At 49.9% G+C, this 20,201-nt stretch carries 24 protein-coding genes; 9 read left to right on the forward strand and 15 right to left on the reverse strand.

Features of this window, described 5'->3' with window-relative positions:
* Nucleotides 1-23: 23 nt before the first annotated feature.
* Nucleotides 24-293 (reverse strand): ACT domain-containing protein, encoded by a 270-nt coding sequence (locus tag C1A10_RS15690; RefSeq protein ID WP_101911146.1) that lies wholly within the window; start codon nt 291-293, stop codon nt 24-26.
* Between the two features lie 211 nt (nt 294-504).
* Here C1A10_RS15690 and C1A10_RS15695 point away from each other — a divergent pair, with 211 nt between their 5' ends.
* The 4 genes from C1A10_RS15695 to C1A10_RS15710 are packed head-to-tail and all read left to right on the forward strand — an operon-like array spanning nt 505 to nt 4,846.
* The gene (locus C1A10_RS15695; protein WP_180951178.1) at nt 505-1,323 is read left to right on the forward strand and encodes a histidinol-phosphatase HisJ family protein; all 819 of its coding nucleotides are present in this window, start codon (nt 505-507) and stop codon (nt 1,321-1,323) included.
* Between the two features lie 38 nt (nt 1,324-1,361).
* Complete coding sequence (locus C1A10_RS15700; RefSeq protein WP_341456930.1) at nt 1,362-1,856, forward strand: Lrp/AsnC family transcriptional regulator; 495 nt, start codon at nt 1,362-1,364, stop codon at nt 1,854-1,856.
* Nucleotides 1,856-3,031 (forward strand): aminotransferase class I/II-fold pyridoxal phosphate-dependent enzyme, encoded by a 1,176-nt coding sequence (locus C1A10_RS15705; protein WP_101911148.1) that lies wholly within the window; start codon nt 1,856-1,858, stop codon nt 3,029-3,031. The genes C1A10_RS15700 and C1A10_RS15705 overlap by 1 nt, the downstream gene beginning before the upstream one ends.
* 54 nt (nt 3,032-3,085) lie before the next feature.
* Nucleotides 3,086-4,846, forward strand: coding sequence for an Rqc2 family fibronectin-binding protein (locus C1A10_RS15710; protein ID WP_101911149.1), 1,761 nt, complete (start codon nt 3,086-3,088; stop codon nt 4,844-4,846).
* 53 nt (nt 4,847-4,899) lie between these two features.
* Here the strand turns inward: C1A10_RS15710 and C1A10_RS15715 are convergent, their stop codons facing one another.
* Nucleotides 4,900-5,094: an alpha/beta-type small acid-soluble spore protein gene (locus C1A10_RS15715; protein ID WP_101911150.1), complete on the reverse strand. Its 195-nt coding sequence runs from the start codon at nt 5,092-5,094 to the stop codon at nt 4,900-4,902.
* A gap of 261 nt (nt 5,095-5,355) precedes the next feature.
* Between C1A10_RS15715 and mltG the strand changes: the two genes are divergently transcribed.
* Nucleotides 5,356-6,405: an endolytic transglycosylase MltG gene (gene mltG, locus C1A10_RS15720; RefSeq protein WP_101911151.1), complete on the forward strand. Its 1,050-nt coding sequence runs from the start codon at nt 5,356-5,358 to the stop codon at nt 6,403-6,405.
* A gap of 1 nt (nt 6,406) precedes the next feature.
* Here the strand turns inward: mltG and C1A10_RS15725 are convergent, their stop codons facing one another.
* Both C1A10_RS15725 and trxA read right to left on the reverse strand, forming a co-directional pair.
* Entirely contained in the window at nt 6,407-6,955 is a 549-nt protein-coding gene (locus C1A10_RS15725; protein WP_101911152.1) for a hypothetical protein, read from the reverse strand.
* Nucleotides 6,956-7,114: 159 nt separating this feature from the next.
* Nucleotides 7,115-7,432 carry a thioredoxin gene (trxA, locus tag C1A10_RS15730; RefSeq protein ID WP_101911153.1) on the reverse strand — a complete coding sequence of 106 codons (318 nt, stop codon included), beginning with the start codon at nt 7,430-7,432 and terminating at the stop codon, nt 7,115-7,117.
* A gap of 290 nt (nt 7,433-7,722) precedes the next feature.
* On the opposite strand from trxA, the gene C1A10_RS15735 reads away from it, so the two are divergent.
* Nucleotides 7,723-8,523: a tryptophan-rich sensory protein gene (locus tag C1A10_RS15735; protein WP_101911154.1), complete on the forward strand. Its 801-nt coding sequence runs from the start codon at nt 7,723-7,725 to the stop codon at nt 8,521-8,523.
* Nucleotides 8,524-8,567: 44 nt separating this feature from the next.
* Here the strand turns inward: C1A10_RS15735 and C1A10_RS15740 are convergent, their stop codons facing one another.
* The 3 genes from C1A10_RS15740 to C1A10_RS15750 form a co-directional block, all read right to left on the reverse strand.
* A complete protein-coding gene (locus C1A10_RS15740) occupies nt 8,568-9,122 on the reverse strand; it encodes a biotin transporter BioY (protein WP_242968955.1) in 555 nt (184 codons plus the stop codon).
* A gap of 66 nt (nt 9,123-9,188) precedes the next feature.
* Nucleotides 9,189-9,683 (reverse strand): 4'-phosphopantetheinyl transferase family protein, encoded by a 495-nt coding sequence (locus tag C1A10_RS15745; protein WP_101911156.1) that lies wholly within the window; start codon nt 9,681-9,683, stop codon nt 9,189-9,191.
* On the reverse strand, nt 9,680-10,504 hold the full coding sequence (locus tag C1A10_RS15750) for a putative RNA methyltransferase (protein WP_101911157.1): 825 nt from the start codon (nt 10,502-10,504) through the stop codon (nt 9,680-9,682). The genes C1A10_RS15745 and C1A10_RS15750 overlap by 4 nt, the downstream gene beginning before the upstream one ends.
* Nucleotides 10,505-10,672: 168 nt before the next feature.
* On the opposite strand from C1A10_RS15750, the gene C1A10_RS15755 reads away from it, so the two are divergent.
* Complete coding sequence (locus tag C1A10_RS15755; RefSeq protein WP_101911158.1) at nt 10,673-11,500, forward strand: Cof-type HAD-IIB family hydrolase; 828 nt, start codon at nt 10,673-10,675, stop codon at nt 11,498-11,500.
* A gap of 14 nt (nt 11,501-11,514) precedes the next feature.
* On the forward strand, nt 11,515-12,363 hold the full coding sequence (locus C1A10_RS15760) for a YitT family protein (RefSeq protein WP_101911159.1): 849 nt from the start codon (nt 11,515-11,517) through the stop codon (nt 12,361-12,363).
* A 125-nt stretch (nt 12,364-12,488) separates the two neighbouring features.
* On the opposite strand, the gene C1A10_RS15765 is transcribed toward C1A10_RS15760, so the two are convergent.
* Nucleotides 12,489-12,656 (reverse strand): DUF4368 domain-containing protein, encoded by a 168-nt coding sequence (locus C1A10_RS15765; RefSeq protein WP_101911706.1) that lies wholly within the window; start codon nt 12,654-12,656, stop codon nt 12,489-12,491.
* Nucleotides 12,616-12,834 carry a hypothetical protein gene (locus tag C1A10_RS15770; protein ID WP_101911160.1) on the reverse strand — a complete coding sequence of 73 codons (219 nt, stop codon included), beginning with the start codon at nt 12,832-12,834 and terminating at the stop codon, nt 12,616-12,618. The genes C1A10_RS15765 and C1A10_RS15770 overlap by 41 nt, the downstream gene beginning before the upstream one ends.
* Nucleotides 12,835-12,946: 112 nt before the next feature.
* Between C1A10_RS15770 and C1A10_RS15775 the strand changes: the two genes are divergently transcribed.
* On the forward strand, nt 12,947-13,168 hold the full coding sequence (locus C1A10_RS15775; protein WP_101911161.1) for a helix-turn-helix domain-containing protein: 222 nt from the start codon (nt 12,947-12,949) through the stop codon (nt 13,166-13,168).
* Between the two features lie 131 nt (nt 13,169-13,299).
* On the opposite strand, the gene C1A10_RS15780 is transcribed toward C1A10_RS15775, so the two are convergent.
* The 6 genes from C1A10_RS15780 to C1A10_RS15805 form a co-directional block, all read right to left on the reverse strand.
* On the reverse strand, nt 13,300-14,649 hold the full coding sequence (locus C1A10_RS15780) for a DUF6179 domain-containing protein (RefSeq protein WP_101911162.1): 1,350 nt from the start codon (nt 14,647-14,649) through the stop codon (nt 13,300-13,302).
* A complete protein-coding gene (locus C1A10_RS15785; protein WP_101911163.1) occupies nt 14,628-15,206 on the reverse strand; it encodes a DUF6323 family protein in 579 nt (192 codons plus the stop codon). The genes C1A10_RS15780 and C1A10_RS15785 overlap by 22 nt, the downstream gene beginning before the upstream one ends.
* Before the next feature lie 242 nt (nt 15,207-15,448).
* Nucleotides 15,449-16,249: a hypothetical protein gene (locus C1A10_RS15790; RefSeq protein WP_101911164.1), complete on the reverse strand. Its 801-nt coding sequence runs from the start codon at nt 16,247-16,249 to the stop codon at nt 15,449-15,451.
* On the reverse strand, nt 16,243-16,941 hold the full coding sequence (locus C1A10_RS15795) for an ABC transporter ATP-binding protein (protein WP_101911165.1): 699 nt from the start codon (nt 16,939-16,941) through the stop codon (nt 16,243-16,245). Before C1A10_RS15795 ends, C1A10_RS15790 begins: the two co-directional genes overlap by 7 nt.
* The gene (locus tag C1A10_RS15800) at nt 16,941-17,309 is read right to left on the reverse strand and encodes a GntR family transcriptional regulator (RefSeq protein ID WP_101911166.1); all 369 of its coding nucleotides are present in this window, start codon (nt 17,307-17,309) and stop codon (nt 16,941-16,943) included. The genes C1A10_RS15795 and C1A10_RS15800 overlap by 1 nt, the downstream gene beginning before the upstream one ends.
* A 142-nt stretch (nt 17,310-17,451) precedes the next feature.
* Nucleotides 17,452-20,082, reverse strand: a complete 2,631-nt coding sequence (locus tag C1A10_RS15805; protein ID WP_101911167.1) for a calcium-translocating P-type ATPase, PMCA-type — start codon at nt 20,080-20,082, stop codon at nt 17,452-17,454.
* Nucleotides 20,083-20,201 lie beyond the last annotated feature (119 nt).

The raw sequence follows: 20,201 nt of genomic DNA on the forward strand, positions 1-20,201 counted from the left end.
GGCTCCTTTATGTAGAGTAAAGGTCAGATGCGGTGCATGGAATTAAAGATATCCTCATGCATCACATGAATAGACAGGCCGGATTCCTTGCCCAGTTCGTCCATTTTGGAAACCAGTTCGGACAGTTCACAGTTTACATTGGATATATCGATCATCATGATCATGCAGAACAGCTCCTGCAGGACGGTCTGCGTAACTTCAATAATGTTGGCGTTGCAGTCCGCGCATTGATTGGAAACCTTTGCCATAATACCCACCCGATCTTTGCCTATGACAGTTAAAACAGCACGCATATTGTGTTACCTCCCAAAAAATTGCACCCCGTTTCGGGTGAATTGACAAAACAACAGAATTAGTATAACACGATATTTACAAAAATACTATACTATTTCAAGTAGTTTGTGCTATACTAAAATAACATTTCATACCTTTTCTGGAGGAAGCAGGATTTCTCCTTATGGCGGTGCGAGAACAGGTCTTCATGACAGAAGTGAGGGGATAACGTTGTTTATTAATCTTTTCGACAGCCATACACATTCCGAAAACTCCTTTGATGCCAGCCATTCGGTTACCTTTATGTGTGAAAAGGCGATCGAAGCCGGGGTTTCCGGGATTTGCGTTACAGACCACTGTGAATTGAAAGACTACGAAAAAGACAGGTATGAGATGAGGATCACACAATCCGTCTTTGATGTCAATAAAGCGAAACGCATTTTTAACGGGCGCCTGGCGGTTATGGCGGGTGTCGAGCTGTCTGATGTGCTGTACGACCGGCAGTTTACAGAGCGCGTGCTCAGCCGGTTCCCGTTTGATATGGTTATGGTTTCCCAGCATAATTCTGCCCAGGGGGAAGATATTTATTTCAGCAACTTTTCCGAATGGACAGCCGGGGAGATCGACGAATACCTTTCCTGGTATTTTTCCTATCTGCTGCAGGTTGCCGAATGGGGAAATTTCGATACGGTCGGCCATTTGACCTATCCGCTGCGGTATATTACGGGCACACATAAAATTCAGGTTGGCCTTGGCCGGTACGAGGACCAGATTGATCAAATCCTGCGTACAGTTGCACAGACAGGGCGTGCAATTGAAATCAATACTTCCGGGCTTTCCCAGCCCCTTGGAGATACCATGCCGGGAATCCGGTACGTCAAACGATACCGGGAACTTGGCGGCGAATATATTACGCTCGGCTCCGACGCACATTCCGCGGATGCGGTCGGACGGGGGATCGACGCCGCAATGCAGATGCTTCTGGACGCCGGGTTTTCTTATTTTACATTTTATAAACAGCGCCAGCCGCTCCAGATGAAAATCATCTGAGACAGCGGCTGCGTAAAAACATAAAGGAGTTGTGCTTTGTGAAAGAACAGGATATTGAAAAAATGCTCAGGCTGCTCGCGGATAATGCGAAGCTTTCGAACGCACAGATAGCAACCATGATCGGGGCTTCCGAGCAGGAAGTGGCGGATGCCATCGCGGATTGTGAAAAGAAGGGAATCATTAAAGGATATAGGGCGCTGATTGACTGGGATAAAACCGGACGGGATCTGGTCGGTGCCAGGATTGAACTCAAAGTCATCCCCAACGGCGTGATGGGATTTGAAGAGATTGCCTATACTATTTCGCAGTTCCGCGAGGTGGAAACCTGTTACCTGATGAGCGGCGGATATGATATCGCGCTGACCATCAGCGGGAAAACGTTTAAAGAGATCGCGCTGTTTGTCGCGCACCGGCTGGCTCCGCTGGAACCGGTCCAGTCCACATCCACCCATTTTATTCTGCGCAAATATAAAGAGCGCGGGATTATGATGGTGGAGGACAATGAGGACGAGAGGGAGGTCACCTCCCTGTGATGGATTATTCAAAAGTGCTCAGCCAGCGTGCGGTGCAGCTGAAACCTTCCGGCATCCGCCGCTTTTTTGATATTGCGTCGGAAATGAAGGATGTCATTTCGCTGGGGGTCGGCGAGCCGGATTTTAAAACGCCGTGGAGCATCCGCCGCGCGGGCATTGAAAGCCTTGAAAAAGGACATACCTGGTATACCGCGAACGCCGGCCTGATTGCGCTGCGGACGGAGATCTCGAATTATCTGAGCCGCCGCTTTTCTCTGGATTACGACCCGAAGCAGGAGGTGTTCATCACAGTCGGCGGCAGTGAGGCGATCGACCTTTGTATCCGGGCAATTGTGGAACCCGGCGACGAAGTGCTGGTGGTGGAACCGTCCTTTGTCTGTTACGACCCGATTACCCGGCTGACCGGCGGCATACCCGTGCCGATTGCCACAAAGGCGGAGGATTCCTTCCGGCTGACCGCGCAGCAGCTTCAGGCGGCCATTACGCCGAAAACAAAACTCCTGATCCTGCCGTTCCCCAACAATCCTACCGGCGGTATCATGCGCCGCAGGCATCTGGAAGAGATTGCAGAGGTCCTGCGCGGCACTGATATTATGGTGCTCTCCGACGAAATTTACGCGGAACTTACTTACGGCGATGAAAGGCATGTGTCTTTCGCGTCGATTGAAGGTATGAAGGAGCGGACCATCGTGGTCAACGGCTTTTCCAAAGCTTATGCGATGACAGGCTGGCGTCTTGGCTATGCCGCGGGGCCGGAACCGGTGATTAAGCAGATGGTGAAACTGCACCAGTTTGCCATCATGTGCGCGCCGACTACCAGCCAGTATGCCGCAATTGAAGCTCTGCGCCACTGCGATCCTGATATTGAGCGGATGCGGGATGAATATGACATGCGCCGCCGCCTTGTGGTGGAAGGCTTCAACCGCATCGGGATGACCTGTTTTGAGCCTGAAGGCGCATTTTATGTATTTCCGAGCATTCGGAAAACCGGTATGACCAGCAACGAATTCTGCATGAAGCTGCTGGAAGCGGAGCATGTCGCGGTTGTTCCGGGAGACGCTTTCGGACAAAGCGGCGAAGGGTTTGTCCGTGTGTCCTACTCCTACTCGGTCAACCATCTGGTGGAGGCTCTGAAACGGATTGAGCGCTTTATTCATACCCTTGAAAACAACTGATTGATGAAAAGCAGATGAAACTGCTTTAGCATGAACTGAACACAGGAGAACACTATGCCTTTAGACGGACTCTTTCTGAACCGACTGAAAAACGAACTGACCGGTCTTATCCTGAACGGGCGGGTGGATAAAATCCATCAGCCCGCAAAGGAAACGATTGTGATTGCGATGCGGGCGCAGGGCGGAAACCACAAACTGCTGATCTCCGCGTCGGCATCCAACCCGCGGCTGCATTTTACTGCCCAGCCGCAGGACAACCCCAAATCGCCGCCGATGTTCTGCATGCTGATGCGCAAGCATCTTACCGGCGCAAAGCTTGTGGATATCCGGCAGGTCGGACTGGACAGAATTCTGCAGTTCGATTTTGAAACGGTGAACGAAATGGGCGACCGGATTGTCATGACGCTTGCCGTCGAAATTATGGGGCGGCACAGCAATATTATCCTGATCGGCTCTGACCGTCGGATTGTGGATTCTGTAAAGCGTATCAACGACGAGATGTCCCGGGTCCGTCCGATTTTGCCCGGGATGACGTATACGCTTGTGCCCGCTCAGGACCGGCTGAGCCTCTTTGAGGCGACACCCGCGCAGATGATTGAGCGGGTACAGGCGGGCCCCGATGTGGAACTGTCAAAAGCGCTCCTGCAGGCGCTTGAAGGCGTGTCGCCCCTTGTCTGCCGGGAAATTGCGCATCATGCGGCGCGGGGAGCGGAAGTGATCGTTTCAAAATTGACTGATGAACACTTCATGCGGCTGAAGTTCTATCTGTCGCAGTTGATTGACCAGCTTTCGGCAAACGAAACGCATCCGACGATGCTGGTTGACGCCGCGGGAAAGCCGAAAGATTTTACGTTTCTTGATATCAACCAGTACGGCCATGCGCTGGTTTGCCGTTCTTACGACACCTACAGTGACTTGCTGGATCATTTTTACAATGAGCGCGACCGCATCGACAGGATGCACCAGCGCAGTGCGGACCTCCTCAAACTGCTGGTGAATCTGGCCGACCGGACATCGAGAAAACTTGCCGCCCAGCGGGAGGAGTTAAAAACTTCTACCGAGCGGGAACAGCTTAAAATTTACGGAGATTTGATAAATTCCAATTTGTATCGTCTGGAAAAAGGCCAGAAAATCGCATCGCTCGAGAATTTCTATCAGGAGGGAAGCCCTGCTGTTGAAATAGAACTGGACCCAAGGCTGACTCCCTCACAGAACGCGCAGCGGTATTATGCACAGTACCGGAAAGCCGATACTGCGGAAAAAAAACTACGCGCCCTAATTGAACAGGGCGAAGCGGAGCAGCAATATTTTGAAAGCGTTTTTGACGAACTTTCGCGCGCCTCGCTGGAGAGCGAGCTGACTGCAATCCGTACAGAGCTTGCGGCCGGCGGATACCTGAAAAGAACGGCGAAACGCGGGATGAAAGAGGAAAAACTTCCTCCGCTTCGCTTTTTGTCGGACGACGGGTTTACCATTTTGTGCGGCAGAAACAATACCCAGAATGATTCTTTAACATTGAAGGAAAGCCGCAACAGCGATCTTTGGTTCCATACGCAAAAAATTCCGGGTTCGCATGTTATCGTGATAACAGAGGGGCGGAAAGTCCCCGATCGGACATTGGAACAGGCCTGCGCAATTGCGGCATACCATTCCAAGGCGCGGGAGTCCGGAAAGGTGCTTGTTGACTATACGGAAGTGCGAAATGTATGGAAACATCCTTCCGGAAAACCCGGTCTGGTGCTCTATGAGCCTTATCAGACCGCAGTGGTGCTCCCTGATGGGGAACTGGTCCAACGTCTGGCGCAAAACAGATAAACATGGAAAGACGGACAGGCGATTGCCTGTCCGTCTTTGTTTTTTCCATTTAATTATTTAATGGAGTTTTCGTAAGCTTCGATCATTCTCTTGACCATCTGGCCACCGATAGAACCAGCCTGTCTGGAAGTAAGGTCGCCGTTGTAACCCTGCTTCAGGTTAACGCCCACTTCACTGGCAGCTTCCATTTTGAACTTATTGAGCGCTTCACGCGCTTCAGGAACAACGTTTCTGCTAGAGTTAGCCATAAATTTAATTCGCTCCTTCGTTTTTCATTTCAAGTAAATTGTTTTGCGTTTGCAGTAATAGTATGGGCACGCTATATTTGATTATCACTGCCAAATACTACACGAAAAACCAGTATTCGCCGTATGGCTACTCGTAAAAAATGTTCATGCCAGAAAAGGGGATTATTTATAAAAATTTGCATTATTTTTTGTTTAGGGCTATACTGTATGAAACACATAAATGGAATCAGTTGAGGATAAGCCCTTAAGCGAGGTGATATTTTGAAAAGGAGTTTTATCAGAAAAACAATTGCGCTCCTTTTTATTTTTGTGATTTTAGCGGGCTGCGACAGAACATTTTCCCGCCCCGAACCCGAATCGGAGCCGGTCAGCCCGGCGGTTTCTTCAGACGGCATTCAATCTGAAGACGAGCCGCCAAGCGGCGCACTTTCGTCAGCGTCTTCAGTTTCAGAGACAAAAGACGAAGCTGTTGCCGTAAGCACAATGGAAAACAGCTCTGCAAGTTCGCAGGCTCAACAGGATGCCGGCGGTTCTGAACCGCAGGATCAGCCTGCATCAGCCGCTGCCTCGTCGGATTCCGCTGAAAACCAAACTCCGCTGACACAGACCATTACCATTCCGGAAGGATACACGCTGGCACGAATTGGCCTGCTGTTGGAGCAAAAGGGGATCTGTACGGCAGATGAATTTATCGCGGCAAGCCAAAATGGAGATTTCAGCGAATTCCCGCTTGTGGCGCAGCAACGCTCCAATTCAGGACGCTGCTTCGAGTTGGAGGGATATTTGTTTCCGGATACCTATGAAATTTATTCCAGTGATCCGCCCGATGCGATTATTCGCAAAATATTGACCCATACAGAACAGAAAATGAGTGCCGGCCTGCGTACAAAAATACAGGAAAGCGGCTATTCTGTCGATGAAATTATAACGCTTGCTTCCATCATTGAAAAGGAGGCGTTTGGACATGACCAGATGCCTTATATCTCATCGGTTCTGCATAACCGGCTGGATGAGGGTATGAAATTACAGTGTGATGTTACCATCAATTACGTGGAAGGTGCAATCAAGCCGTTTATTTCGGGGGATAAAAACCGCTATAACAACACATATAATACGTATAAATGCGACGGCCTTCCCGCCGGCGCAATCTGCAATCCCGGGCTCGATGCAATCAAGGCGGCATTGAATCCTGCGGATACCGATTACTTTTATTTTATAACCGATGCGAATCAGAACTATTATTATGCAGAGACGTGGGAAGAACACCTTGAAAATCTTGAAAAAGCAGGAATAAAGAGTGAATCCAAATAGTCTATCCCTGCAGTTCCCATAATTTACAGTTTATCAGGGGGTTTTTCTTCCCCAGAAAGCAGAATACGGCGGCGCAGGAGAGCAGTGAAAAAGGTTCCACATGGGTGGAAAAGGATACGGGAAGCTCAAATGGTTCCAGCACAGTACCGTCAAAAGCCTCGATCTGCCGCTGAAGGGAAATGACCGCGCTGTCCGTGGTAAAAGAGGATAAAGTGAGCGTGTCTACACTGGCGAGCCCGCAGGTCAGCGCTTTGATATGGTGTTGCGCCACTTGTTCCAGAAGGCTTTGGTCGCTGCTGTCAACAACGGCAACGGCTTGTTCGCAGCAAAATTTTTCGGGCATGCTGCTGTGTCCGCGTACCAAAAAGACCGCGTTGCGGCAGCTGATTTGTTCAATTTTTTGCCCGGTTACCAAAACCAGATCGGGCTCGTCTCCTAAAAATGCCGCATTCTGTGTCTGTACTTCTAAAATAGAAAGGGTACCGTTTCCGCCTTTTTTCATGATGGCGTTAAACTTTTTGTCGGCAAGGCCTGCTGTGACTACGATCATACTCATCCCCCGCGTTTCATTTGATTCAAGTAACACGCTGAAAAGCTGCCATGGGGTTATGCTATCCTGTGACGTCTTATCTATTGTTACCGTATGGAAATGGATAATCCTTATAAAAACACAGACGCCGAATTTTCATTCGACGCCTGTGCTTTTCTATTAAACGTTCTCGATCATCTGTGCAATTTTCTGCTTGGGCAGGAATCCGACCAAACGGTTAACCTCCTGGCCGTCTTTAAACAGTACCAGGGTAGGAATGGACATAATCCCATATTTTGACGCCAGCCCCTGCTGTTCGTCAATATCTACCTTGCCAACGACCGCCTTGCCATCGTAATCACTTGCAAGTTCTTCAATAATGGGGGCCAGCATTTTGCAGGGGCCGCACCATTGTGCCCAAAAATCTACTAAAACCAGTCCTTTGGATTTTTCAACGCCGGATTCAAATGTATCCGCATCAAAATGTTGCAACGCCATTTTTATTCCTCCTGCATATTTTTGGATTTATAATACTATTATACACAAAAAGAGTATATAATCAAGAGATTTACAAAATATCTTCGATTATTGTTTCTCCGGCTTCCGAAAAAATACGAAAATGCAGATATCCTATATTAATTAATCGGATTACAAAAACGGCTTGACAAGTCATTTTTTGCGGTTATAATGCAGGAAAGAAAAGGTGCGTTTACAGCATAGAATGGAAAGGAATCATTTCAGTTTTCAAGAATACAGAGATAGAAAACCGGTTAGGAGGAGGGCACAGAATGAAGAGCATGAAAACCTGTATCAAAATTTCTGTGATCGTTACTTTTATGGCAATGGTACTTGTCAGTGTGCTTGCGGAAACGCTTCCGGTTAACGGTATGACAACCGGGCAGGTATCGAACCTTTATCCAAACCTGTTTGTTCCGGCCGATTATACTTTTTCCATATGGCCGGTCATTTATCTTTTGCTTGCGGGATACGCCCTATATCAGTTCGGTTTTTTCAGGAAAAAAAGCGAAAACCCGCATGCAATGCTGCGGCATGAGGTAGGCGTCTACTTTTGCGTTTCATCTTTGGTAAACATTTGCTGGGTACTTGTCTGGCATTATCAGATGATTGCCCTGTCGCTGATTCTGATTGTAATCTTGCTGGCTTGCCTAGCCGAAATCGTGCAGGCGATCAGCAAAGAAAACTTGACCCCTAAAGAAACGATGTTTTTAAAACTTCCGTTTGATATCTATACCGGCTGGATTTCCATTGCGGCTATCGCAAATATAACGGTGTATCTTGTCAGCCTGGAATGGGATCATTTTCGTACCATAGAATCCGCATGGACAATCATTGTACTGTTAACCGGACTTGTAGCGGGTTTGCGGGCGATTCTGAAGTATGATCATATTGCTTTCGGGATGATAGTTATCTGGGCATACCTGGGGATTCTGGTAAAGCATTTATCAAAAGATGGCTTTTCCGGAAGCTATCCAAGAATCATCGGGGTGGTTGCAGTTTCTCTCATTCTGCTTTTTGCCGCGGCCGTCCGGGCCTTGATGGACAAAAGAAAAAAGCGCTGTAAAACTTGAAAATACCCTTGCCGGCGGGCAATATTCGCCGGCAAGGGCATTTTTTATACGATTCCCGCGGACTTCAGCCTTTTGCGCAGAGGAAACGCGCTCAGCAGCGCCAGCGCTATTTTGACGGCATCTCCCGGCAGGTAAGGAATGACACCCATGAATAATGCCTTGCCGAAACTGACTTTCATCAGAACCGCAAGCCAAACGGTGCCAAACAGGTAGCAAATCAAAGTGCCCATAATCATACCAAACAGGCAGATCGGTATTTTATCCTCGAACCGGTCTGCAAAATATCCTGTGATTGCAGCGAGAAACAGGTAGCCGATCAGGTATCCGCCCGTAGGGCCGGCAAGTTTTTGAAATCCGGCTGTCCATCCCGCGAACACCGGCACCCCGATGCCCCCAAGCAAAATGTAAACCACCACGCTGATAGTGCCGCGTTTCATCCCTCCGACAATCGCGCAGAAATAGACGGCGAGAAACGCCATGGAAATAGGAACCGGGGAAATTGGAATGGGGAAAGAAATTGGCGCCAATACACAAATCAGCGCGGCAAGCAAACCGATAAAGGTCAAATTGTGGATCTTCGTGCTCTGAGCAGAATTCATTTTGTCATCCATCCGTTTCTGTAAATTTCTTCTTGCATTATAAGCAATTACGGATGAATTGTCAACCTATATCATAAATTGGTTTACAATTGTGACGGTAAATTCAGGAATCTCATTGCAATGAGAAATCACAAAGCCGCTGTGCAGTTTCGTGAGAATTTCGGGATGCCCTATGGTTTCCAACTCTTTCAGAGGGCAGGGCATACCGCCGCTCCGTTTTATAAGCGCCTCTTTGCGTGTCCACACCTCTAAAAACCGCAGAGCATCATTTCCTGTATCAATCATTTCCCGTGGGGTAAAAAAACGCCTGGCTGCCGCGAGATTCACCTTGCGGTTTTCCAATTCGATATCCAGCCCGCAGGGGCGGTCGGAAACTGCGCAGGCCACCGCACCTTTTGTATGGGAAAGGCTGAACTGCAGATCGGGATGATCGGGGAAGAAGGGCTTTCTGTGCGGTCCTCTTTCGACAGCGGGAAGATGCCCCAGAATTTGCTCCAGCAGCCCCCACGTGGCGGCGGATAAATCTTGTCTGTCTGTGCGCATCAGGTAAACGCGGCTCATCTGCCATTCCTCCTGCGGTAGGTGACAATCCAAAAATCCGCTTCAATGGAAAGCCGTTCACATTCTGCCAGACGGCGTGAGCCATCGACAGGCGTTTTATAATAATAGGGCGTCATCATGAACAGGCTTTCAATCAGCTCATTGGAGTTCAGCGTAAAAGAATAGGAAAGCCGTTCCCGGTTCTCAATTTCCAGTTCCTCCAGCTCGAACGATTTCTCCTCATTTTCATAGGGCTTTTCGTAAAGGATTTCTTTCAGCGCAAAAAGATGGCGCGCCGCGGGGTAAACGGCAATGAAATGCCCTCCGGGGGCCAGTACCCTCGCGAATTCACCGGCGCAGACAGGGGAAAAAATATTGTAGCAGATGTCAACCGACCCTTCGGCGACGGGAAGTTCAAACAGGCTGGCCACTGCAAAACCACCTTCCGGAAGCCTGCCTGCCGCATGGCGTACCGCCCGCTTGGAAATATCAATGCCCGAGAAATCGGGGGCATTTCCGGCAGCCTTTAGCGCATCATAAAGTCTGGCGGCATAATAGCCCTCCCCGCAGCCCGCGTCCAGAATTCGGGGGGAATCCGCGGCCAGGGCTATGACAGTGCGGTTGAGCGCATCGGAAAGAGGCTGGTAGCTGCCGCTGTCGAGAAAGCGCGTGCGCCCGTTTACCATTTCGGCGTTGTCTCCGGGAGCCTTGCTGCTCATTTTGTTGGCGGGCAGCAGGTTGACATACCCCTGCGCGGCAAGATCGAAGGAATGGCCGTTATGACACCGCAGAGTCCTGCCGGATTGCACAAGATCAGTTCGGCAGATTGGACAGAGAAACATAGAATTGCCTCCGGTTTTGAAAATTCCAGATTACATAAACCTTATTGTACCAGAAACAGACAGAAAGCGCAATTTTGGGGTTCCTATCTGCGCCAAATCAGTGTATAATATTTTTGGCCGGGCGGGATTTCTGTCCGGCATGTAACCTGTAGAAATTGGAGAGACTGCATGAATATCAAACTGCTTGCGCTGGATATGGACGGAACCGTCCTTTGTGATGACCATGCCACAATCATTCCCGAAAACCGCGCCGCGATTGAAGCTGCAATTGCCGGGGGAATCACAGTGGTGACCGCTACCGGACGTGTAAGGGGGCGCATTCCGGATCAGATGGCGGCGATTCCCGGACAGCGGTTTCTGATTACATCAAACGGCGCCGTTCTTACCGACTTATCGGACGGCAAGGTCTTGTACGCGAATCCACTTTCGCGGGAAACGGCCCTGTCGATTTTAGCGGCGCTGGATGGGTTGGATCTTTATATGGAGGCCTACTGCAACGGTCTGCCTTATGTAGAGACAGGCAGGGCGCATCTGCTGAAACAGTTTCCGGTATCACCGGGCCGTCGCGCCATGATGTCGCGCGGCGTTCAATTGATAGAAAGTCTGCATGATCACATCAGCCAGGATCAGGTGATGCTTGAGAAGATAAACCTGCCATACCTGCCGGACAGCATGCAGAAGGAAATTCTGACCCGTCTGAACAGGGTACACGGAATTTCACTGACCTCCTCCATTGAAAAAAACATAGAAATCAACAGTACGTCCGCGAACAAAGGCGCGGCTTTAGCTCATCTTTGCGAATATCTCGGCATTTTACCCGAGGAAACAATGGCAATGGGCGACGGGGGAAATGATGTGGAGATGCTCCGGTTTGCAGGTGTTTCCGCAGCGCCCGCAAATGCGGGCAACGCCGCGAAACAGGCTGCCAGGTTCGTAACCTGTGCAACGAATAATGAAGGGGCCGTGGCAGAAGCGATCAGAAAGTTTATTCTGTAACGGGCAAAACAAATATGAAACAAAAACTTTATCGGTTTTTTCTGTTAACAGTGAGCACGCTTGTCATGGCGGTTGGCATCTATTTTTTTAAGTTTCCCAATCATTTTTCGTTTGGCGGAGTGACCGGACTTGCTGTTGTTGTTGCGAAGGTTGTGCCCTACACAGCTTCCACCATCAGCTTTGCAATGAACATGATTCTTTTGATTGTCGGATTTGCGTTCCTGGGGCGGAGCTTCGGTATCATGACGGCCTATTCCAGCCTGCTGCTGTCGGTGGGGCTCACTGTGTTGGAACGGATTTGCCCGATGCCCGTCCCTCTGACCGACCAGCCGATGCTGGAGCTGTGCTACGCGATAGCGCTCCCCGCGATGGCGTCGGCTGTACTTTTTCATATAGGTGCGTCCAGCGGCGGCACCGATATTCTGGCCATGATTTTCAAAAAATACTCGGGCGGCGACATTGGAGTAGGCCTGTTCATCAGCGACCTGATTGTGGTTTTGCTGTCGTTTTTTGTTTTTGATATTCGGACGGGCCTGTTTTCCTTTGTAGGTCTGATGGTGAAGTCGCTGGTGATCGACAACGTCATTGAAAGCATCAACCTCTGTAAATATTTCAATATCATCTGCGATGACCCGGAACCGATCTGCAGATTCATTGTTCACCGGTTAGGCCGCAGCGCTACCGTCTGTACGGCGCAGGGGGCGTTTACACATGGCAAAAAGTACATTGTTTTTACCGCGCTGAAACGCCCTCAGGCTGTTGCACTTCGCAAATATGTAAGAACCGTGGAACCGACCGCCTTTATCCTCGTTACCAATACCAGCGAGATTATCGGCAAAGGGTTTCAGTCGTATGATCTCTGACCCGGTTGATCAGAAAATAAGATTACTGAAAAGGCATAATTTCAAGCGTGTGTCTATAGGGGCATAAACCGAGCCGTGGATTTCTGTGAAGGCAGACAGCAGATAATGCTATCTGCCTTTGCTCGTTAAACGGCTATTTTTTTAGTTTCTTCCAAGAATGCTTTCAGTACGCCGATGTCACGGCAGCGGATTGCGATTTCTTGTTCTGCGGTTCTGGAGTAGCGTTCCCCGCGTTCTCCGGCCTCAATGCGCTCAATGAAGAGGCGGAGCAGTTCGCTGGTCAGCTCCGGTATCTAGAGCTATGTAAAGTTCTTCCAATTCCAACTGTGATTTAATTAGCACATTCTCCGAGTTGGCTGCCATTTCCTTGGCTCTTCGCACCATCTCTACAGCATCCGCAAGTTTCGCACTGATGCCAACAACCGATTGCTCTATCCGTTTGTCATGTAAATCGATAATCTCTGGTTCCACAAGCGTCCCTCCCATATGAATCACGATATATCTCATTACATTTTAAGGGAATATACCTTAAAAGTCAATAAGGGATTATCCCTTAAGGCATAATGAGATTGAGGTGATCGCCATGTATGAAAGAATTCGTAATATGCGGGAAGATAAAGATATAACACAAGCGCAAATGGCTGAATATTTAAGAATTCATCAAACAACTTATTCCGATTATGAACTTGGGAATCTTAATATCCCTATACCAATATTGGATAAGCTCGCAGATTTGTTTGAGACCAGTATTGATTATCTTGTAAATCGTACGGATGAGAGGAAACCTTATCCTTGTAAGAAATAGACAGGCAACTGATTAAGAGAGGCTAAACCATTTATGGCTTAGCCTCTCTTAACTCTTTTCCGTATCGGTTTGGAGTATGGCTCAATACGCTGCCCAATTGAACCGCGCCTTCCAGCATTCCTTTTTTGTATTCATTCCACTGCGGAATGATAAATCGAGAGAATCTCCGCTTTTTGTTGCTCATCCATCTGGTTCAGATAGGAAACAAGCGCGGCCTGCCACTCGAGGTCTGTCTGGATTGTGAGTGTTTGGCCTGTAAGCGTAACGGGGGATACGGACAGCAGCATTGCAAGGGTAACGGGATCGAACAAGGCGTACAGCTGTTCGAATTCGTCCTCGAAAATGGAGCCGGATGCCAGTAAGTCGGTCAGGTCTTCCAGACTGCGCAGTTCGCTTTGCAGAATTTGCACTTTTTCTTTTGCCGTTTCGGCCAGCATAACCTCTTCGGCAACCAAAGCAAACGCGTCGTCCTCCAAACGCTCACCATCGGTATGGACAAGGCTGCGCGCAGCCGGGGTTATAACGGAAAGTTCCACGAGAGTTCCGCCTGCCGAATTGAGCAGATTTGCGAAATCAAGCGCTGCCCGCCGGATATAATCTTCCAGTTTCGGATACTCCAAAGCACTTTCTTTTAAAAACAACTCCGCTGTGTACCTGATGAGCTCCGCCCGCTGGCAGGGACTGAGCGGACGCAGCTTTTGTTCCAGCCGGGTGCGTTCGTCTTCGGTAAGCAGCAGGCCGTCCCGCCCCAGCAGCTTATTTAGAAGAAGGTTCTGCAGGCATAGTGTGAATAAATTGATATAGGCGTCTGCGGCGGTGACGCGATGAGCGTCGGCATATCCTCCCAGTAAAGATTCAACGGTTTCCTGAGGATAACGGGCGCAAAAACGGTTCTCAAGCGCAAGGGCGGACAGGCGCTTGTGCACCCCGGCAATCCCGCTTTCAGCCGGTTCGACTGCCAGCGGATATTCTGTGATCACTTCGAAATCATGAGGAAAAGGATTTGTTTTCCAGCTGCGAATAAAATCAGGAAATGTGACATCCAGAACCAGCTGATAGCCCTGATTCGCTGTTTTCAGGCGGGTTGCGCGGGCACGGGACAACAGGGCGACACAGGCTTTTCCATGCTTGTCCAGCTGCTCCGTGCCCAACTCATACAGCGACTGAACGGACTGGCTGTGCAGCGTCGCAGCGCTTTCTTCCAGCGTCGGGAGAGATTTAAGCGCGGTGTCTATGCAATAAGCGATTCCGTCCATTAAATCATCTGCCAGTTCGACAGGAACGGAACTGCTTTTGTTATTTGTTATTTTTTTCAGCTGACTGTTCAGCAGTTCTAAAAGCTGATTCTGGAAAAAATCAGCAAATGTTTGATCGGCCAATCCTGTGCGTACCATTTCCTGCAGCAGGGAAGCGGTAAACTGTTTATCCTCAATTGCCTCCGGATCAATTGCAGAGTGCTTTAAAATCTCACTGTTCGCCAATTTCCGTCCTCCTCACCCTCACCAAACGAAAACTCGGATTCCTCATCGCTTTCATCCGGGCCATGATCATGGCCACAATCATGCGTATGCTCTGTTTCTTCCGCTTCCGGCGCGGTTTCGGTGCCATATACCCGGATATTATAGGCAATTGTGTCCATTACAATTGCAAGACTTTTCAGAGAGCCTTCACAGGCCCCGTTAAACGCCTCTTTCATCCGGTCGATGACCAGATCGTCCGGCATCCGCTCGAGAGATTCACTTTTCGTCTGATAAAACAGCTCCGTCAATTCAGCAAGGATATCCGCGTAAGTGTCTGAACTGACATACGGGGAATCACAAAATGCGAGGGCAAGACGGTTCAGCACTCCCGCGCCGAATTCTAATCGCCCATAACCGCGCAGTGCTTCGTTCCGTATCTGAACCAGTTTCACGACATCCTGCTGTGTCAGAGTGAGCCCGTATTGGCTGGATATTTCGTTGGTTTGAAGAAGGCTGTCCATGCTTCGCCTGGAAGGAAGATTATTTTCGCCGCGGAGCAGAGAAGTAAGGTTGCTCATCCAAGATTCTCCTTCATAAAGAGTTTGCCGGTCTGAATTTTGCATGGAAAGGCTTTGTAAAATGCAGAAAGCCGGCGATAACAGGGGGTTGACAAAACAGAAAAAATGTGCTATGATAGTTTTAGATATTTATAATTTATAAAATACATCTTAACTGCGTAAATTGAAGTATAACACAAACCGGGTGGATTGTCAATGATCCACCCGGTTTTTAGCTGCTTGTTATCGAATGCTTTTTATGCTTATTCCAGATTCAATTTTTTCTGCAGAATATAACTGGTTACCAGGAAAAAAACAGCGCATAAAAGGATATTTATGACATTGCTGATTTGGAAAAGGCCCTGAAGCAGGTTCATTATTTCAACAAATGCGCCGTCAAACTCATCCAGTTTTTCAATCGTGGATGGCATAATAAATGCCATGAATAGCGAGGACGCGCTTTGGATGGCAAAATTGATTCCCAGAAAGGCGCCGAACGACGCAAGAACACGATGCTTACCAAACAAGTGCCCGATTGCAATGGAAGTATAGATCATCAGGATGGTGGCAACGCTGCTGATCAAAGCTGTCACGCTCAGTTGCAGGAACAGAGAAACTATTGCAGCATGATTCAGCGGAGCAAATTCCTGCTGAACCTCTGCCACCAGTTCCTGAATATGAGGAATCATTTCGCTGTTGAACACCATCAGAAAGATGGTAAACAGGGTAACCAGAAGGCTGAGAATCGTCCACATCACCGCGACCACAAGCTTGCTGGCGATATGCTGCCAGGATTTCACCGGCAGGGTAAACATCAGGTACCCCTCGTCGGAAAGCAGGTTTTTATAAAATCGCTGGATCATGACAAGATAGGTCAGCACGACGATCGCAACAATGATGATGATATAGGTTGCCATCGTTACGTTGGCAATGAAATCCGGCACCGGCGTATCAAACGAAAAAAATAACTTATTGATCAGCGCGAAAACGATCAACGCGCCGTAAAAAGGCAGAAACAGGCGGCCTGTGGCGCTGATCTCGTAACGAATCAGTTTCCCTAGCATTTGAATTCCTCCCTGAATAAGGCGTCAACCGACATGCCTTTCTGTTCGCGGATTTCGTCCACAGAAGCAGTCAGAACAATATGCCCCTGATTGACAAATATGACATCATCCAGAATCTGCTCAATGTCTGCAATCAGATGGGTAGAGATGATGATCGTGGCGTTTTCGTTGTAATTGCTCAAAATCGTGTTGAGGATATAATCACGCGTTGCCGGGTCCACACCGCCGATCGGTTCATCCAGCAGATAGAGCTGTGAGTCCCGGCTCATGACCAAAATCAGCTGAACCTTTTCCTTTGTCCCTTTTGACATGGTTTTCAGGCGGTCTTTTGGGTTGATGCTCAGACGGGACAGCATGTCATATGCCCTTGATTCGTTAAAATCCGCGTAAAAATCCTTAAAGAATGCGATGAGCTCATGTACCCGCATCCAGCTGTTCAGATAGGTGCGTTCCGGCAGATAGGAAACAATTTTTTTGGTTTCCAGCCCAACCGCTTTCCCGCCTATCAGGAGCTCACCGCCCGTAGGGGTCAGCAGCCCGTTGCAAAGCTTGATCAGGGTGCTTTTGCCGCTCCCGTTCGGCCCCAGCAGGCGAATGATCCTCCCGCGCGGAATCGTTAAATCCAAACGGTCCAGCGCGAGCTTCGCGCCATACCATTTGCTGATTGCGCGGCATTCCAAAATCGGTTCCATTACTTTTCCCCCCTTGCTGCGTTTTCCAGCATTCGAATCGTTTGAGAACGGTCAAAGCCCAGTTTAGACATTTTTTCAAAAAACTCCCGAATTTCAACCATTGCCAGGCTGTCTTTTAACTTTTGTATCATATTGCCGTCCTCCGTTATAAAACGTCCGCTGGTTCTGACGGTATACAGCAGACCGTCACGCTCCAGTTCCGACAAGGCGCGCTGCATGGTATTCGGATTCACAGCGGCCTGCGCGGCCAGATCTCTGACAGACGGGAGACGTTCACCGGGCCCCCACAGGCCGGAGATAATATTCAGCTCTATCTGCTCAATCAATTGCGCATAAATTGGACGGTCTTTTTTGAATTCCCAGGTCAAGCAGGCCTCCTCCTTTGTTATTGTATTAGTGATTTGATACAATAATACAACGCACCTGAATCGTTGTCAAGAAAAAGTTTCGAAGCATAAAAAGAGATACCGGAACAGGCTTGCCTGTTCCGGTATCTCTTTTCTATACAATTCAGCGCCATCTGAACAGATAAGAAATCCCCTTGATTGCCTCCATAATCACAAGCGGTAGCAAAGAAAGCCCGATTACCATAATCCACTCGGATGCGTTCATCGGAATGACTTCAAAAATCAGCTGCATGAACGGAACACACAGCACGAACAGCATCAGCAGAATGGCGGCGATAAAGGCGCCCACCATGTATTTGTTGGAAAAGATACCGATTTTAAAAAGGGAATGGCGGGACCGGATGTTGAATGCGTGTACCAGCTGGGAGATCGACAGGACTGCCAAGGCCATGGTCTCACCCAGCGGGAGGCCGGCGTTGGCAAGCGCCGTGCGCGTACCGATATAATAAGCAAACAAGGTGAGGGCTCCAATCATAATCCCCTGCAAAACAGCCATTACCCCGACGCCGTGCGCAAAAATGCTCTCATTCTTTGCACGCGGCCGCCGTTTCATGACGTCAAATTCCACAGGCTCCATGCCCAAGGCCAAAGCAGGCAGGCTGTCCGTCACCAGGTTTACCCAGAGAAGCTGGATCGGGAGCAGAGGCGATTCTCTCCACAGAAGCATGGCAATAAATACGGTGACAATTTCTCCGAAGTTGCAGGAAAGCAAAAAGTGTACCGCTTTGCGGATATTGTCATAGATGCCGCGCCCTTCCCGCACGGCGGTGACAATGGTGGAAAAATTATCGTCCGTCAGGGTCATATCCGCGGCGCCCTTTGCCACGTCGGTGCCTGTGATACCCATCGCGCAGCCAATATCGGCCGCTTTCAGCGCGGGGGCGTCATTTACGCCGTCGCCGGTCATGGCAACCACTTCGCCGGCGTCCTGCCATGCTCTGACGATCCGGATCTTATCCGATGGGGTGACGCGCGCGTATACACGGAAATGGCGGATATTCGCCGCCAGCTGTTCATCGCTCATCGCCGCCAGTTGTGTTCCGGTCACCGCTTCGCTTTCCTCCTGTAAAATTCCGAGTTCCTTTGCAATCGCCGAAGCGGTGACGACATGGTCGCCGGTAATCATCACAGTCCGGATACCCGCATCGTCGCATTCCCGGATAGACGCAACCACTTCCGGCCTCGGCGGGTCGATCATACCCACCAGCCCCGCAAAGGTCAGCCCGCTTTCCAGCTCCTGGGGGAGAAACAGAACCGGAACCTGTTCCAGGAGTTTGAACCCGACCGCGAGCACCCGCAGCGCATCGCGCCCCATTGCTTCATTGGCCTGTAACGCGGCGGGGATATCTCCGACCGTGCACCGCTCCATCAAAATATCAGGAGCACCTTTTACGATTGCGTACAGCTGCCCGTCGATCCGGTTTACCGTCGTCATCAGCTTTCGGTCGGAATCAAACGGGATTTCACCGACCCGCGGGAATTCATTGAAGAGTTCGGCTTTCGCCAGCCCGTTTTTCAGGGCGCAGGCGACGATCGCGGTCTCCGTCGGATCGCCGATATGCTTTTCTTTTCCGTCTATCAGTTCAACACTGCCGTCGGTGCAAAGCGTTACGAGCTTGATCAGGTCATAAATTTTGCCTGAAAGTCCGCCGTCGAGGGACTCGATCTCGCCGCCTGCGTACGCTTTCACCAGCGTCATACGGTTTTGTGTAAGCGTTCCGGTTTTATCGGAGCAGATCACTGACGCGCTTCCCAAGGTTTCTACAGCGGGGAGACGCCGGATGATTGCATTTTTTGCAACCATCCGCTGCACGCCGATGGCCAGTACGATCGTCACAATTGCGGGCAGCCCTTCCGGGATAGCGGCTACCGCGAGGGAAACCGCGGTCATGAACATCTCAAGCAGCGGCAGCCGTTCAAGCAGCCCGACCGCAAAAATGACTGCGCAGATGCCCAACGCCAAAAAGCCGAGGTATTTTCCGAGCTGGGCCAGCTTGCGCTGGAGAGGGGTATTCTCTGTTCCCGCGTTCTCCAGCATGGCCGCAATCCTGCCCATCTCCGTGTGCATGCCGGTTTCCACCACGACGGCGGTACCCCGCCCGTAGGAGATGGCACAGCCCGAATAGACCATATTGACACGGTCGCCCAAGGGCGCGTCCTCTTTGACTGCGGTGCCCGCGTTTTTTTCAGCAGGCACCGATTCGCCGGTCAGCGCGGATTCGTCACTTTTCAGGCTGGCGGACTCTGTCAGCCGGCAGTCGGCGGGAACGAAATCGCCTGCTTCCAGCGAGATGAGATCGCCGGGAACCAGTTGTGAGGAGGGGACAGAGGTAACCGTACCGGAACGGATCACGCGGGCCATCGGCGCCGACATTTGTTTGAGCGCCTCCAGTGCGGCTTCCGCCTTGCTTTCCTGCAAAACGCCCAGAATCGCGTTGATCAGGATAATCAGTACAATGACAATTGGTTCGATCCAGTCTGCTTCCTGCCCGTTGACGGCATGATAGATACTGAGGCCTAACGAAACCGCCGCCGCAGCCAGAAGGATACCGATCATCACGTCCTTCATCTGGGCAATCAGGCGCTGAAAAAAGGTAAGGGGCGGTTTTTCATTCAGCCTGTTCGGGCCGAATCTTCCCAGACGTTCTCCCGCCACTTCCGGCGAGAGGCCGCGTACAGCGTCTGTACCCAGTTCTGAGATGACGTTTTTCTGCTTCTCACTGTACCAATTCAATGTAAAGCCCTCCTAACAGCTCCTGTGACGATTCGCTTGACTGTATTCAGTTTTGACTCCAAGACAGGAGCGTATGCAAATTTCCTCTGGACTCCACCCGCGCATATCAAATTTCGTCC

This window comes from Marasmitruncus massiliensis, assembly GCF_900186535.1.
In the GTDB taxonomy this organism is placed as follows: domain Bacteria; phylum Bacillota; class Clostridia; order Oscillospirales; family Ruminococcaceae; genus Anaerotruncus; species Anaerotruncus massiliensis_A.

What these genes read in the sequence shown, in the direction of transcription:
- C1A10_RS15745 (WP_101911156.1), bottom strand. Translation starts at nt 9,683, where the DNA reads ATGAGCCGCGTTTACCTGATGCGCACAGACAGACAAGATTTATCCGCC.
- C1A10_RS15795 (WP_101911165.1), bottom strand. Translation starts at nt 16,941, where the DNA reads ATGGAACCGATTTTGGAATGCCGCGCAATCAGCAAATGGTATGGCGCG.
- C1A10_RS15690 (WP_101911146.1), bottom strand. Translation starts at nt 293, where the DNA reads ATGCGTGCTGTTTTAACTGTCATAGGCAAAGATCGGGTGGGTATTATG.
- C1A10_RS15725 (WP_101911152.1), bottom strand. Translation starts at nt 6,955, where the DNA reads ATGATCGTAGTCACAGCAGGCCTTGCCGACAAAAAGTTTAACGCCATC.
- C1A10_RS15705 (WP_101911148.1), top strand. Translation starts at nt 1,856, where the DNA reads ATGGATTATTCAAAAGTGCTCAGCCAGCGTGCGGTGCAGCTGAAACCT.
- C1A10_RS15750 (WP_101911157.1), bottom strand. Translation starts at nt 10,504, where the DNA reads ATGTTTCTCTGTCCAATCTGCCGAACTGATCTTGTGCAATCCGGCAGG.
- C1A10_RS15790 (WP_101911164.1), bottom strand. Translation starts at nt 16,249, where the DNA reads ATGCTAGGGAAACTGATTCGTTACGAGATCAGCGCCACAGGCCGCCTG.
- C1A10_RS15735 (WP_101911154.1), top strand. Translation starts at nt 7,723, where the DNA reads ATGAAGAGCATGAAAACCTGTATCAAAATTTCTGTGATCGTTACTTTT.
- C1A10_RS15775 (WP_101911161.1), top strand. Translation starts at nt 12,947, where the DNA reads ATGTATGAAAGAATTCGTAATATGCGGGAAGATAAAGATATAACACAA.
- C1A10_RS15785 (WP_101911163.1), bottom strand. Translation starts at nt 15,206, where the DNA reads ATGAGCAACCTTACTTCTCTGCTCCGCGGCGAAAATAATCTTCCTTCC.
- trxA (WP_101911153.1), bottom strand. Translation starts at nt 7,432, where the DNA reads ATGGCGTTGCAACATTTTGATGCGGATACATTTGAATCCGGCGTTGAA.
- C1A10_RS15760 (WP_101911159.1), top strand. Translation starts at nt 11,515, where the DNA reads ATGAAACAAAAACTTTATCGGTTTTTTCTGTTAACAGTGAGCACGCTT.
- C1A10_RS15740 (WP_242968955.1), bottom strand. Translation starts at nt 9,122, where the DNA reads ATGAATTCTGCTCAGAGCACGAAGATCCACAATTTGACCTTTATCGGT.
- C1A10_RS15755 (WP_101911158.1), top strand. Translation starts at nt 10,673, where the DNA reads ATGAATATCAAACTGCTTGCGCTGGATATGGACGGAACCGTCCTTTGT.
- C1A10_RS15710 (WP_101911149.1), top strand. Translation starts at nt 3,086, where the DNA reads ATGCCTTTAGACGGACTCTTTCTGAACCGACTGAAAAACGAACTGACC.
- C1A10_RS15715 (WP_101911150.1), bottom strand. Translation starts at nt 5,094, where the DNA reads ATGGCTAACTCTAGCAGAAACGTTGTTCCTGAAGCGCGTGAAGCGCTC.